The 13952-nt window shown below is 58.1% G+C and carries 8 protein-coding genes and 2 rRNA genes; all 10 read right to left on the reverse strand.

Features of this window, described 5'->3' with window-relative positions:
- Positions 1 to 18 precede the first annotated feature (18 nt).
- The 10 genes from ACLI1P_RS07060 to ACLI1P_RS07105 all read right to left on the reverse strand — a co-directional run bounded on the left by ACLI1P_RS07060 (position 19) and on the right by ACLI1P_RS07105 (position 13949).
- A 23S ribosomal RNA gene (locus ACLI1P_RS07060) occupies positions 19 to 3091 on the reverse strand.
- Between the two features lie 497 nt (positions 3092 to 3588).
- Positions 3589 to 5107, reverse strand: a 16S ribosomal RNA gene (locus ACLI1P_RS07065).
- The 16S and 23S rRNA genes sit together here, the layout of an rRNA operon.
- Positions 5108 to 5763: 656 nt before the next feature.
- Positions 5764 to 7023, reverse strand: coding sequence for a tyrosine--tRNA ligase (tyrS, locus tag ACLI1P_RS07070; RefSeq protein ID WP_296133264.1), 1260 nt, complete (start codon positions 7021 to 7023; stop codon positions 5764 to 5766).
- A gap of 40 nt (positions 7024 to 7063) precedes the next feature.
- The gene (locus ACLI1P_RS07075; RefSeq protein ID WP_296133262.1) at positions 7064 to 7252 is read right to left on the reverse strand and encodes a Trm112 family protein; all 189 of its coding nucleotides are present in this window, start codon (positions 7250 to 7252) and stop codon (positions 7064 to 7066) included.
- Between the two features lie 11 nt (positions 7253 to 7263).
- On the reverse strand, positions 7264 to 7647 hold the full coding sequence (locus ACLI1P_RS07080; RefSeq protein WP_411708451.1) for a hypothetical protein: 384 nt from the start codon (positions 7645 to 7647) through the stop codon (positions 7264 to 7266).
- Between the two features lie 250 nt (positions 7648 to 7897).
- Positions 7898 to 9466: a substrate-binding domain-containing protein gene (locus ACLI1P_RS07085; protein ID WP_411708452.1), complete on the reverse strand. Its 1569-nt coding sequence runs from the start codon at positions 9464 to 9466 to the stop codon at positions 7898 to 7900.
- A 36-nt stretch (positions 9467 to 9502) separates the two neighbouring features.
- Positions 9503 to 10621, reverse strand: a complete 1119-nt coding sequence (locus tag ACLI1P_RS07090) for a hypothetical protein (protein WP_306507903.1) — start codon at positions 10619 to 10621, stop codon at positions 9503 to 9505.
- 107 nt (positions 10622 to 10728) lie between these two features.
- The gene (gene argH, locus ACLI1P_RS07095; RefSeq protein WP_296133254.1) at positions 10729 to 12162 is read right to left on the reverse strand and encodes an argininosuccinate lyase; all 1434 of its coding nucleotides are present in this window, start codon (positions 12160 to 12162) and stop codon (positions 10729 to 10731) included.
- A 7-nt stretch (positions 12163 to 12169) separates the two neighbouring features.
- Positions 12170 to 13384 carry an argininosuccinate synthase gene (locus ACLI1P_RS07100; RefSeq protein ID WP_296133252.1) on the reverse strand — a complete coding sequence of 405 codons (1215 nt, stop codon included), beginning with the start codon at positions 13382 to 13384 and terminating at the stop codon, positions 12170 to 12172.
- Positions 13385 to 13463: 79 nt separating this feature from the next.
- Positions 13464 to 13949, reverse strand: a complete 486-nt coding sequence (locus ACLI1P_RS07105; protein ID WP_296133250.1) for an arginine repressor — start codon at positions 13947 to 13949, stop codon at positions 13464 to 13466.
- Positions 13950 to 13952: the final 3 nt, after the last annotated feature.

Consider the following 13952-nt stretch of genomic DNA (forward strand, 5'->3'; position numbering starts at 1 on the left):
TCCTGATTTTTGGGAAGTGTGTGTTTGTTTTGGTCTATTAGTACCAGTCGCCTAAACACCTTGCGGTGCGTACAGTTCTGGCCTATCAACCCCATCGTCTTTGGGGGACCTAATAATGAAACCTCATCTTAAAACAGGCTTCCCGCTTAGATGCTTTCAGCGGTTATCCCTTCCGTACGTAGCCAACCAGCGATGCCCCTGGCGGAACAACTGGCACACTAGAGGTACGTCCGTCCCGGTCCTCTCGTACTAGGGACAGCCTTCTTCAAGTTTCAACGCGCGCGGCGGATAGAGACCGAACTGTCTCACGACGTTCTGAACCCAGCTCGCGTGCCGCTTTAATGGGCGAACAGCCCAACCCTTGGGACCTACTCCAGCCCCAGGATGCGACGAGCCGACATCGAGGTGCCAAACCATCCCGTCGATATGGACTCTTGGGGAAGATCAGCCTGTTATCCCCGGGGTACCTTTTATCCGTTGAGCGACACCACATCCACAAGTAGGTGCCGGATCACTAGTCCCGACTTTCGTCCCTGTTCGACATGTCTGTCTCACAGTCAAGCTCCCTTGTGCACTTACACTCGCCACCTGATTGCCAACCAGGCTGAGGGAACCTTTGGGCGCCTCCGTTACATTTTGGGAGGCAACCGCCCCAGTTAAACTACCCACCAGGCACTGTCCCCAACCCAGATCATGGGCCAAGGTTAGATGCTCAATCCGATCAGAGTGGTATTTCAACAACGACTCCACACACACTAGCGTGCATGCTTCGAAGTCTCCCACCTATCCTACACAAACCGAACCAAACACCAATACCAAGCTATAGTGAAGGTCCCGGGGTCTTTTCGTCCTGCCGCGCGTAACGAGCATCTTTACTCGTAGTGCAATTTCACCGGGCCTGTGGTTGAGACAGCAGGGAAGTCGTTACGCCATTCGTGCAGGTCGGAACTTACCCGACAAGGAATTTCGCTACCTTAGGATGGTTATAGTTACCACCGCCGTTTACTGGGGCTTAAATTCTCAGCTTCGCCACCAAAAGGTGACTAACCGGTCCTCTTAACCTTCCAGCACCGGGCAGGCGTCAGTCCATATACATCAACTTAACGTCTTCGCATGGACCTGTGTTTTTGATAAACAGTCGCTTCCCTCTATTCTCTGCGACCCCACAACCCCAAACACTCGCAAAGAAGTGCCGAAGTCGTGTGGTCCCCCTTCTCCCGAAGTTACGGGGGCATTTTGCCGAGTTCCTTAACCACAGTTCACCCGAACGCCTTAGTATTTTCAACCTGACTACCTGTGTCGGTTTCGGGTACGGGCCATACATCCACATCGCTAGAGGCTTTTCTCGACAGTACTAGATCACCAACTTCACCCCAATCGGGCTACGCATCACGCCTCAGGCAAAAAGTGTGCGGATTTACCTACACACCACCTCACACGCTTACACCAACAATCCACTAAGCGGCATGGCTACTACACTGTGTCACCCCATCACTTGAACCACACATCAGGCCCCACGACATCAACAAACCAAACACTCAAAGAGTATTCAGCAAGTATCCGCGGTGGTTAGTATCAGTGCTTTATCATGGGCGCGGACATACGGGTACCAGAATATCAACTGGTTATCCATCGACTACGCCTGTCGGCCTCGCCTTAGGTCCCGACTCACCCTGGGAAGACGAACTTGACCCAGGAACCCTTAGTCATCCGGCGGGAAGGATTCTCACCTTCCAATTCGTTACTCATGCCTGCATTCTCACTCGCACACACTCCACGCCCCCTCACGGTAACGCTTCCACACATGCACGACGCTCCCCTACCCAAACAAAAAAGTTTGCCGCGGCTTCGGCGGTGTGCTTGAGCCCCACTACATTGTCGGCGCAGGACCACTCGACCAGTGAGCTATTACGCACTCTTTCAAGGATGGCTGCTTCTAAGCCAACCTCCTGGCTGTCTTCGCGATCCCACATCCTTTTCCACTTAGCACACCCTTAGGGGCCTTAACCGGCGATCTGGGCTGTTTCCCTCTCGACTATGAAGCTTATCCCCCACAGTCTCACTGCCGCACAACACAATTGATGGCATTCGGAGTTTGGCTGACATTGCTAAGATTGTAGTCCCGCTCAACCAACCAGTAGCTCTACCTCCACCAAGCTAATGCGACGCTGCACCTAAATGCATTTCGGGGAGAACCAGCTATCACGGAGTTTGATTGGCCTTTCACCCCTACCCACAGCTCATCCCCGCAGTTTTCAACCTACGTGGGTTCGCGCCTCCACAACCTCTTACAGCTGCTTCACACTGGCCATGGGTAGATCACCCCGCTTCGGGTCCAGGACATGCCACTAAAAACACCCCATTAGGATTCGGTTTCCCTACGGCTACCCCACACGGGTTAACCTCGCGACATGCCGCTGACTCGCAGGCTCATTCTTCAAAAGGCACGCCATCACACACAAGAAGGTGCTCTGACGGATTGTAAGCACACGGTTTCAGGAACTATTTCACTCCCCTCCCGGGGTACTTTTCACCATTCCCTCACGGTACTAATACACTATCGGTCACACTGAGTATTTAGGCTTACCGGGTGGTCCCGGCAGATTCACAGCAGATTCCACGAGCCCGCTGCTACTCGGGCAACCCAACAACTTAAATGCTGAAGTCTTCAACTACGGGACTATCACCCTCTACGGCAGGCGTTTCCACACCACTTCACCTAACAACAACACACAAGCACGATGATGGTAGTCACCGCACGTTGGGGCCCACAACACCGCACACACAACCCCTACCAAGTATCACATGCACACGGTTTAGCCTCATCCACGTTCGTTCGCCACTACTAGCAGAATCATTATTATTTTCTCTTCCTACGGGTACTGAGATGTTTCACTTCCCCGCGTAAACCCCCACAACAGCTATGAATTCACTGAAGGGTAACACCCCATAACAGGTGCCAGGTTTCCCCATTCGGACATCCTCGGATCAACGCTTAATTGACAACTCCCCGAGGCTTAACGCAGCCTTTCACGTCCTTCATCGGCTCAGCATGCCAAGGCATCCACCATGCGCCCTAAATAACGAACACACAACCAACACAAACAACAACCACACAAACAATGCGTCATCATTCATGCCGGCGTGAACTACACAAAACACAAAAGAACAGAAATCACACAAACCACACACCCACCACAACAACCAACCAACAAAGGCCAGCCACCAATGGTGATAACAGCATGCAGTTTAATGCTCGCGTCCACTATACAGTTCTCACACAACACCCCACACAGGCCAACAACCACAAATCACAAAGTGGTCATTACATCCGTGTAGGTTACAACCAGGGGATAATGCCCCAGACACCCAACAATGCACCAAGTACTCTAAAAACAAACGCGTTGATTGGCAAACAATTGATTGCTTCTGGTTAAGGCGTATCTCCACCCGATTAAACAAAAAGTGGCAGCAGAACAATCGCCTACTCAACCACCACACAACCACCACAACAACAACAAAAAATAATGATGAAGATGATGATGATTGTTTCAAGCACCAACTGGTGCGAAAAATAATGCTCCTTAGAAAGGAGGTGATCCACCCGCACCTTCCGGTACGGGTACCTTGTTACGACTTCGTCCCAATCGCCGATCCCACCTTAGACAGCTCCCTAAACGAGTTTGAGCCACTGGCTTCGGGTGTTACCAACTTTCATGACGTGACGGGCGGTGTGTACAAGGCCCGGGAACGTATTCACCGCAGCATTGCTGATCTGCGATTACTAGCGACTCCGACTTCATGGGGTCGAGTTGCAGACCCCAATCCGAACTAAGGCCGGCTTTCAGCGATTCGCTCCACCTCACAGTGTCGCTGCGCGTTGTACCGACCATTGTAGCATGTGTGAAGCCCTGGACATAAGGGGCATGATGATTTGACGTCATCCCCACCTTCCTCCGAGTTAACCCCGGCAGTCTCTCATGAGTCCCCAACCAAATGCTGGCAACATAAGACAAGGGTTGCGCTCGTTGCGGGACTTAACCCAACATCTCACGACACGAGCTGACGACAACCATGCACCACCTGTACACCAACCACAAGGGAAACTACATCTCTGCAGCGATCTGGTGTATGTCAAACCCAGGTAAGGTTCTTCGCGTTGCATCGAATTAATCCACATGCTCCGCCGCTTGTGCGGGCCCCCGTCAATTCCTTTGAGTTTTAGCCTTGCGGCCGTACTCCCCAGGCGGGGCGCTTAATGCGTTAGCTACGGCACAGAAGACGTGGAAGCCCCCTACACCTAGCGCCCACCGTTTACGGCATGGACTACCAGGGTATCTAATCCTGTTCGCTACCCATGCTTTCGCTCCTCAGCGTCAGTTACTGCCCAGAGACCTGCCTTCGCCATCGGTGTTCCTCCTGATATCTGCGCATTTCACCGCTACACCAGGAATTCCAGTCTCCCCTACAGCACTCAAGTTATGCCCGTATCGCCTGCACGCCCGGAGTTAAGCCCCGGAATTTCACAGACGACGCGACAAACCACCTACGAGCTCTTTACGCCCAGTAATTCCGGACAACGCTCGCACCCTACGTATTACCGCGGCTGCTGGCACGTAGTTAGCCGGTGCTTCTTATACAGGTACCGTCACAAAAAGCTTCGTCCCTGCCGAAAGGAGTTTACAACCCGAAGGCCGTCATCCCCCACGCGGCGTCGCTGCATCAGGCTTCCGCCCATTGTGCAATATTCCCCACTGCTGCCTCCCGTAGGAGTCTGGGCCGTATCTCAGTCCCAATGTGGCCGTACACCCTCTCAGGCCGGCTACCCGTCGACGCCTTGGTAGGCCATTACCCCACCAACAAGCTGATAGGCCGCGAGCTCATCTTGCACCGAAAAAACTTTCCAACCACCACACTAAAGGCAGCTACTATCCGGTATTAGACCCAGTTTCCCAAGCTTATCCCAGAGTACAAGGCAGATCACCCACGTGTTACTCACCCGTTCGCCACTCGAGTACCCCTGCAAGCAGGAGCCTTTCCGTTCGACTTGCATGTGTTAAGCACGCCGCCAGCGTTCGTCCTGAGCCAGGATCAAACTCTCCACAAAAAAGGCCGTGAAAAGCCCAAACCTAACAAAAAAGAACAAACCAAACCACATGACGCATACGCATCACGCACACACCACGCGGACTGGCAAATCCAAAAATTACATAAAGAAAAAATCCAACCAACCCCCAACCCGACGGGGCACAAAAAGGAGGCTGGCCTAGTTAGAAGATTTTCAATCTACGCCCAAACAACTTATGTTATTTACAATGACGCCGCTTGAAAAAAGCGCCATCCGGCATACACCAACCATGCTGCACATCCAGCACAACACAGCCAGAACAATCAAAAACCAACCAACACAAAAAAGTACATTGGCACACTATTGAGTTCTCACACATCATCCGCACACTCTTCGATACGAACATTTTCTGTTCGCCCTTCCGAGCGGCTGGAGTTCACACTGTAGTCAACAAGTTAAGTCTTTGTCAACTCCGAGTTAATCTCCGTGTCATCCGCGTTCCCGCGGCGACTTCGATAAATATACGCAGCACCCGAATATTCACCAAATCCCCAGTTAAATACCTGTTTCTTCGCAGCATGGCCTTCACTGTTGAGCTCTTAGGGTCTAAAACGCCGAAACCCGCCGCGGGATGCGGCGGGTTGGGCCTTGGGTTTTACCTTAAGGGAGACGTCGAAAAGCGCCTGCGTGAATACCTAGCTCAGCTTCGCGCCGGCAAAGTTCTTTTTACCGCGGCGCAGCACCAGCCAAGAACCATGGAGCAAATCCTCGTTAGTGGGTTCCCACTCATTGGACTCAATGCGCTGATTGTTCACGTACGCGCCGCCTTCCTTCACGGTACGGCGCGCCGCACCCTTGGAATCCGCAAGGCCGGAGGCGACAAGCAGATCAATGATGGTGCGCGGCTCACCTGCTGGAACCTCAGCCACGGTGGTCTCCGCGAGGGCGCCGGCAAGGGTGTTCTCATCCAGCTCGGCGAGCTCGGCTTTTCCGAACAGTGCCTGCGCGGCAAGTTCCACGGCCTTCGTCGCCTCTTCACCGTGCACCAGGGTGGTCATCTCCTGTGCCAAGCGGCGCTGAGCCTCGCGGCGGAAGGGCTCGTCGGCGACCTTCTGCTCGTAGGCGGCAATCTCTTCCTGGTCCAGGAAGGTAAACCACCGCAGGTAGTCAATCACCACAGAGTCGCCGGCGTTGAGGAAGTACTGGTACCAGGCGTACGGGGACGTCTTTTCCGGATCCAGCCACAGCTTTCCGCCACCGGTGGACTTGCCAAACTTCTGGCCCTGCGCATCCGTGACCAGCGGAACGGTAAGGCCGTGGACCTTCGCACCGTTGACACGGCGGTTGAGATCCACACCGGAGACGATGTTGCCCCACTGGTCGCCGCCACCGATCTGCAGGACGCACTCCATCTCATTGTTCAGGTGGACGTAATCATTGGACTGCAGCAGCATGTAGGAGAACTCGGTGTAGGAGATGCCGTCGGACTCCAGGCGGCGCTTAACCGTATCGCGGTCCAGCATCGTGTTCAGGGAGAAGTTCTTGCCCACATCACGCAGGAAGTCGATGACGGACATCTGGGACGTCCAGTCCGCATTATTGACCATGGTCGCTGCGTTTTCGCCCTCGAAGTCAATGAACTGACGCAGCTGCTTCTTGATGGCCACGAGATTCTCGTTGATGGTCTCCTGCGAGAGCATGGAGCGCTCCCCCACGTCACGCGGGTCACCAATTTGCCCGGTAGCGCCGCCCGCGAGGGCGATCGGGTGGTGACCGGCCTGCTGGAAACGACGCAGCATGATCATCGGCACCAAGTGGCCCGCATGCAGGGAGTCACCGGTGGGGTCGAAGCCGCAGTACAGCGTGATGGGGTTTTCGCAGGCCTCGCGGAGGGCGTCGAGGTCGGTGGACTGGTTAATGAGGCCGCGCCACTGCAGCTCATCAATGATGTTCATGGAGGCTCCTTCTTACTTGGATTCCGGCTGGACGTGTGTCTTAGGCATCCTGGTCAGCGGGCGGCCACGGCGAAGCGTTATCCACCAGCATGACGGGAATATCGTTTTCGATGGGATAGGCCACCCCCAGCCGGTCGTTGACCAGCACCTGTTCTTCTTCCAGGTAGTTCAGCGGGCCTTTGTCCTGCGGACACACCAAAATGTCGAGCAGCTTCGGATCGAGACTCATAACCGCTAACCCTACACCTCCTTGGATTCCACAGAAGGAAGGGTCCCGCCATACTCCAACTTGAGCGCCATCGTGTGATCCTGCAGGCTACGCACCGAGTCTTGGGCAATGGCGTCCCGAATCTCTGTCATCTCGCGGTTCAGAATCGCCAGGGCCTCAGTGACTTCCTTGACCGCTGCGGGGTCGGTGAGATTGGTGACCTGCAGGTAGGACTTCACCAGTGCGCTCGAGTGCTCCTCAATCATGTCGCGGACCAGAGCTTGCTGGCTCGGGGCATCGTCAAGCCGGTTCCAGTTGTTGAGCACCCACCGCGCCGAGGAATCAAACTCCGTCCACGCGCGGTCAACCGGGGCCGGAATGTCACGGCGGTGCAGGCTGTAGCGAGTCCCCTCCAAAGTGTTGGTGAGCCCAGGCCCCCGACTGTGGAGGTGCCGGAAGCTCTTTACTCTTCTTTTCGGGCGGGGTGAGGAAGCCGGCCGCCGCACCGCAACTGGCCGCCACGATGGGCCAGAGGAAGCCCAAGCCGCCACTGGTGAGAAAATGCAGCACTACGACGAGCGCTGTGACCGTCACCGCGGCAATGACTTTGCGGGGTGTTAAGGCGTCCATGGATGCCTGCCTTCCTTTTCGCTAAATAGTGGTGCTCTACTGATAGGCGCGGATTTCCTCGAAGGCTCCGGCCAGGTCGCCGTTGAGGGCGTCGAAGGTTTTTCCGCCGGTCAGCTGGGCTAGCTCTTCCATCTCCTGCACGTTGGCTTCACCGTACAGGATGACGAAGACCGGGATTTCCTTCTTATCCGGCGGGAGCTGCTCGTAGGCCTCCTTGAACTGCGCGAAGGTTCGTCCGCGGGTAACTTCGCCGTCGGTCATGAGCACCACGGTGCCAATATCGCCGTCGCCAGTATCTAGCTCATCAAAGGACTTGAGCACGGAATCGAAGGTGGCAGTTTCCCCGTCCGCGCGGAGGTTCTCAACGCGGTCCGCCAGTTCCTTCGCCGAGCCCATGTTCTCGGTATCCATCACCGCACGGGTCACGGGCTGCGCCTCGGACGAGTAGGGCATGAGCTTGATCTGCTCGCGGTTGCGGAAAGCAACCTGGCCTTCTTCCTCGGTGTTGCCGTCCGCGGAGCCGTCGATAAGCGGGCGCAAGCTGCTCTTGAGCAGGTCGATACGCTCGCCCTCCATCGAGCCTGAAGTATCCAACACCAAGGCGGTGTTGCCAGGCTTGCGCAGCTCGTGCGCAAACGCGGCCTCGAGCGCCTGCGCCGTCTTCTCGTTCGCGGGATAAGGAAGCTCGAACATGGTGCCCGGCAAATCGGAATCGTCCACGCGCAGGTGGTAGCTCTTCAGCACCTCCGAGGAATCACGCATCCAGTCAGCCAGCGCCTGCACCTTGGCTTCGGCGTCCTCATCCGGGGAGCTACGCAGGGCCGACAGCGGATAGTCCGCGGAGATGACCCCGTCGGAAGGAATGACCACCTGCAGATCCGCGCCCTCGTCCTGGAGCTGGTAGAGCACGGATTCGTAGTTAAGGATTGCATCGGCCTGTTCGGGGTGCTCCCGGAACCTGTCCGCCAGCCAGCCCGAAGAACCGGAGGTCAGCGTCTGGTTACTGAACAAGTCTTGAACCTTGTCCGTGGCCTTATAGATATCCTCCTCCGTCAGTGCCCGGCCGGTGTCCGCGAAGGCGGTGGTAGCCGCGGACAGGGCGGAGAAGCCCGAATTCGACGTCGAGGGGTCCGTCATGCCAAAGGTGATGCCGGAATCCGCAATCTCCTGCCACGTCGGCTGCGTGGTATCCCAGCCGTGCTGCTGGGCAACGTCCTTGTGCACGCCCAGTGCCACGGGTGAGCGCGCGACGCTGAATTCCTTGCCCAGCTTGCTATCGGCGCCGATGATGCGCGCATAGCGGTTGGTGGCAAACCACGTAGCGTCGTAGTGGTCATCAAAGGTTCCCTGCTTCAGCGAGCGGGAATTCTCCAGAGTGCCTGACTCCGTGGTCATAGTGATGTCGAAGCCGAGCGCCTCGGAGGCTTGCTCCAGCACCGGCTCCAGCGGGGCTAGCTCCGTGGCGGCGACAATCTTGAGGTCGCCGTCGTACTCACTACCATTCGAGGCCGCGTCATCGAGCCAGCTGCTGCCACTGCCGGCGGAACAGGCTATGAGGCCCATAGCGCACAGCACGGCAACAAGCACCTTGAGGGAGCGCAACATTCACATCATCCTTTCCGGGGTTTCGGTTCCCGTGTCTTATCCCAGTTCCTGCAGAATTGCTTCGTAGTCTCGCCAGGGTGTGGGCCTTTGTTGAGTTGGCAGGTCAAGCGGAGCGTAGTCGATCTCTGTGGCGAAGTTTTCAAAAACGGAGGAGGGCTCCGTGCGGTATCCCTGAACCGCGGCAGCGCCCTGAAATGAAGCCTCACGCACGGCAGCCGCGAAGGCTTCGCCCTCCTCGGTCTGTGGAACGACAGTGAACGTCAGCAGTGCCCCAGGGTCAAGGGTTAAGGGAGTGTACTCCTCTAGCCTCGTACCACTTTCAGAAATTGATTGCTGAAACAGTTCCGCCACCAATTCGGCTTCAGTAGCCAAGACCATGGGCATCTCCCCCTGTCCGAGGCGCAAGAAGGCATCGAAGATACCTTGCGTACTGGTCTCCCCGTGGCCTTGGCCAACCAAGAGTCGTTGCATAGCGTCATCGCCCCCAGTGTCTTTCCCAACTGTGCGAATGAGGGAGGCGTACTGCAGCGCAGCGCTGGACTCGCGCACGCTCGGAACCGCAACGTCAACGACGCGCGGAGAACCAAAGTCCGGGCTGATGTCGCGCCAGCGGGTACCGTCCTTCGACATCTCGTTCAGTTTTGCCAAGTCGAGGGATTTATTCCCACCAGAATCGGCCACGAGGCCCTTCGCCTGCATATCGTCCACCAGATCGGTATAGACCAGCGCGATGAGCGGGGTGGAAAAGGCAACCACTGAGCCCGAGTCGGCGTCAGTCATGGTCGTGGACTTGTCCTCCGCCTCCACGGCGCGGGCAGCCCCATCTAGTGCGGGCATGACAAAGTCATAGTCAGAGCTAGGCGAGCTGGCGATCTCCATCATGTCCTGCGGCGAGACAACGTCGTAGTCCACCGAAATCCCCAACACAGTAAACACGTCAGACTCCGTCGCATACTTGAAGAACTCCTCGCTTTCTGGGCTGATAGCCCCTTTCACGAAGACGTGCTCCCGGGGAGGGGTGGAAGAGTCAGACGAGCTAAAGCTGGGCAGCGATATCCCGCCGCGTCCCACCACTACGGAGACGATAGCCACAACCAGGAAGGCGAGGGCTGCGAATAGTGACTTCTTTCGTCCACCCGTCTGTGCGCTACTCATGACCTAAATCATAAAAGGCCCTGCCCTGCTGTGCTGGACTTCTGGGGAGCTCACCCCCGCTGCAGTCCCCCACTGCAGCGGTCCCCGGGGGTCGAGTATGAGACCGACTAGTCGGCGGGAACTACCGGGGTCGTCGCCCAGTCCCGGAAGTCAGCGGCAAGCTCGTCCACCCGCTGGCGCTGCTCGGCCACGCGCACCCCGGCGGTACCGCCCTTGGTCGCGCGGGAGGCCACGGCGCCATCAATGGTGAGCACCTCACGGACTTCGGAACGCAGGCGCTTGTCGACGCCTTCCAAGTCCTCATCGGTGAGATCCACCAGATCCACGCCCCGCGCCTCTGCCAGCTGGACGCAGGCGCCGGAGGCCTCGTGAGCCTCCCGGAACGGCGCGCCTTGGCGCACCATCCATTCTGCAAGGTCTGTAGCCAGGGTAAAGCCACGCGGTGCGAGTTCGCGCATGCGGTCCTCGTGGAAGGTCAGGGTCTCCACCAAGCCCGTCATCGCGGGCAGCAGCAGGTTGAGCTGGGCCACCGAATCCACGATGGGCTCCTTATCCTCCTGCAAATCGCGGTTATAGGCCAGCGGCTGTGCCTTCAGGGTGGAAAGCAGTCCGGTGAGGTTGCCGATAAGCCGGCCAGTCTTACCGCGAGTCAGCTCCGGAACGTCCGGGTTCTTCTTCTGCGGCATGATGGAGGAGCCGGTAGACCAGGCGTCATCCAGCGTGACATAGCCGTACTCGGGCGTGCACCAGTACACGATCTCTTCCGCCAAGCGCGACATGTCGATACAGATTTGAGTGAGCACGAAGGCCGTCTCCGCGGCAAAGTCCCGCGAGGACGTACCGTCCAGCGAGTTCTCCGCGGCAGCGTCAAAGCCCAGTTCCGCCGCGATGGCCTCTGGATCCAAGTGCAGCGAGGAACCCGCGAGCGCGCCTGAGCCATAGGGCGAGACGGCCAGGCGCTTGTCCAGATCCTGCAGGCGCTGCAGGTTGCGCAGCTGCGGCTGCGCATGGGCAAGCAGCTCGTGCGCCAGCAAAATGGGCTGCGCCGCCTGGGAGTGCGTCTTGCCCGGCATGATGGTATCGGGGTGCTTTTCTGCCTGCGCCGACAAAGCCTTCACCAGATCGGTGACCTGCAGGGCGATGTCCCGAATGGCATCGCGCACCCACATGCGGAACAAGGTGGCAACCTGATCATTGCGGGAGCGGCCGGCGCGCAGTCGGCCGCCGACCTCGGGGCCGACAATATCGATTAGCCCGCGCTCCATGGCGCCGTGCACGTCCTCGTCGGTCGGCAGCGGCCCAAACTCGCCGGAGGCGACCTTCTCCCCCAGCTCGGTAAGCCCCGAGAGCATGGTGTCCAGGTCAGCGTCGGACAGCAGGCCTGCCTTGTGCAGCACCTTGGCGTGTGCCTTGGAGGCCAGCACGTCGTACGGTGCCAGCACCCAGTCGAAATGCGTCGATACGGAGAGGGCGAACATGGCCTCGGACGGGCCGCCGGCAAAGCGACCTCCCCACAGGGCACCCTCGTTGGTCTTGTGCATGACGCCCCTACTTACCAGTCGGGAAACCGCCGTCGCGGTCACGCTGGTTGGAGATCTGGGTGGACAGACCGTGCAGCTGGACAAAGCCCTTAGCTGCAGTCTGGTCGAAGGTATCTCCCGTGTCGTAAGTGGCCAAGTCGAAGGAGTACAGCGACTGGCCAGAGCGGCGGCCGTTGACGGTGGCGGTGCCGGCGTGGAGGACCATCCGGATATCGCCCGTGACGTTCTCCTGGGTGGACTCGGTGAATGCGTCCAGGGAGCGCTTGAGCGGGGAGAACCAGAGGCCGTCGTAGACCTCCTCGGACCAGCGGGCGTCAGTCAGACGCTTGTAGCGCGCCAGCTCGCGCTCCACGGTGACGTCCTCCAAGGCCTCGTGGGCCTTGATGAGCACCATGGCACCCGGGGCCTCGTAGACCTCACGGGACTTGATGCCGACCAAGCGGTCCTCCACCATGTCCAGGCGGCCGATGCCCTGGGCACCGGCGCGGCGGTTCAGCTCCTCGATGGCCTCCAGGATGCTCACCGGCTTGCCGTCGATAGCAGTCGGCACGCCCTTGTCGAAGGTGATGGTGACCTCATCCGGGGCGTTGCCCAGAACCGGCTGCTCGGTGTAGGCGTAAAGATCCTTTGTGGGCGGGTTCCACAGGTCCTCCAGGAAGCCGGTTTCCACGGCGCGGCCCCACACGTTCTGGTCGATGGAGAACGGCGACGCCGCCGACTGCTCGATGGGCAGGTCAATCTCTTCGGCAAAGGCGATGGCCTTGTCACGGGTCCACGCGTAATCGCGGGCGGGGGCGATGATCTCCAGGGAGGGATCGAGGGCACGGAAGGATACCTCAAAGCGCACCTGGTCGTTACCCTTGCCGGTGCAGCCGTGGGAGACGTGGGTTCCGCCGTGCTCCTGCGCGGCTTCCACGAGATGCTTGACAATCAGCGGGCGGGAAATGGCAGAGACCAGCGGGTACTGCTTCATGTACATGCCGTTGGCCTTGATGGTGGGCAGGCAGTACTCCTCGGCGAACTCGTCCTTGGCATCAACGACGATGGACTCAACAGCGCCGCAGTCAAGCGCACGCTGGCGCACGGACTCCATGTCCTCACCACCCTGACCAAGGTCAAGGGAGACGGCGATAACTTCACCGCCGGTCATCTTGGCCAGGTAAGGAATGGCGACGGAAGTATCCAGTCCGCCAGAGTAAGCAAGCACAACGCGTGCAGTCATGGTGAATTGCTCCTTAGAGTCGAAAAATAGAGTTCTACTGTTTCTCTAGATTTATATTATACAGCAAGCCGTATAAATGTTAAATGCTGCGGCTGGTGAGTTTCTCCGCCAACTCACGGCCGCCAATGTCCTCGCGGGCGAGGATGAAAATGGTGTCGTCACCAGCGATACAGCCCACGACCTCCGACAAACCGACGCGGTCGATGAAGGAAGCCAGGTATTGTGCCGCGCCCGCCGGCGTGCGCAGCATGGCGATGTTTCCTGAATAGTCATGGGAGACCACCAGCTCATCCAACATGCGGCGCAGCTTCTCGCGCGGACCGTTGAGCTGGTCCTCAAACTGCTCCAACTCACCACCCACCACGTAGAAGCTACGACCGCCGTCGCGCTTGACCTTCTTGGCGCCCAGCTCATCAAGGTCGCGGGAGAGGGTGGCCTGGGTGATGTCGATGCCCTCCTCCAGCAGCAGCTCCGAAAGCTGCACCTGGCTGGTCACGCGGGTGCGGTCCAGGATCTCCAGGATCTTGGCCTGGCGGGCGTTGCGGGTCGTCGGCGTCGTGGTCATAGG

Source organism: Corynebacterium tardum, assembly GCF_046717785.1.
Taxonomy (GTDB): domain Bacteria; phylum Actinomycetota; class Actinomycetes; order Mycobacteriales; family Mycobacteriaceae; genus Corynebacterium.

Coding starts and splice junctions, on each gene's coding strand:
- tyrS (WP_296133264.1), bottom strand. CDS start 7,023: ATGAACATCATTGATGAGCTGCAGTGGCGCGGCCTCATTAACCAGTCC.
- ACLI1P_RS07075 (WP_296133262.1), bottom strand. CDS start 7,252: ATGAGTCTCGATCCGAAGCTGCTCGACATTTTGGTGTGTCCGCAGGAC.
- ACLI1P_RS07085 (WP_411708452.1), bottom strand. CDS start 9,466: ATGTTGCGCTCCCTCAAGGTGCTTGTTGCCGTGCTGTGCGCTATGGGC.
- ACLI1P_RS07090 (WP_306507903.1), bottom strand. CDS start 10,621: ATGAGTAGCGCACAGACGGGTGGACGAAAGAAGTCACTATTCGCAGCC.
- argH (WP_296133254.1), bottom strand. CDS start 12,162: ATGCACAAGACCAACGAGGGTGCCCTGTGGGGAGGTCGCTTTGCCGGC.
- ACLI1P_RS07100 (WP_296133252.1), bottom strand. CDS start 13,384: ATGACTGCACGCGTTGTGCTTGCTTACTCTGGCGGACTGGATACTTCC.
- ACLI1P_RS07105 (WP_296133250.1), bottom strand. CDS start 13,949: ATGACCACGACGCCGACGACCCGCAACGCCCGCCAGGCCAAGATCCTG.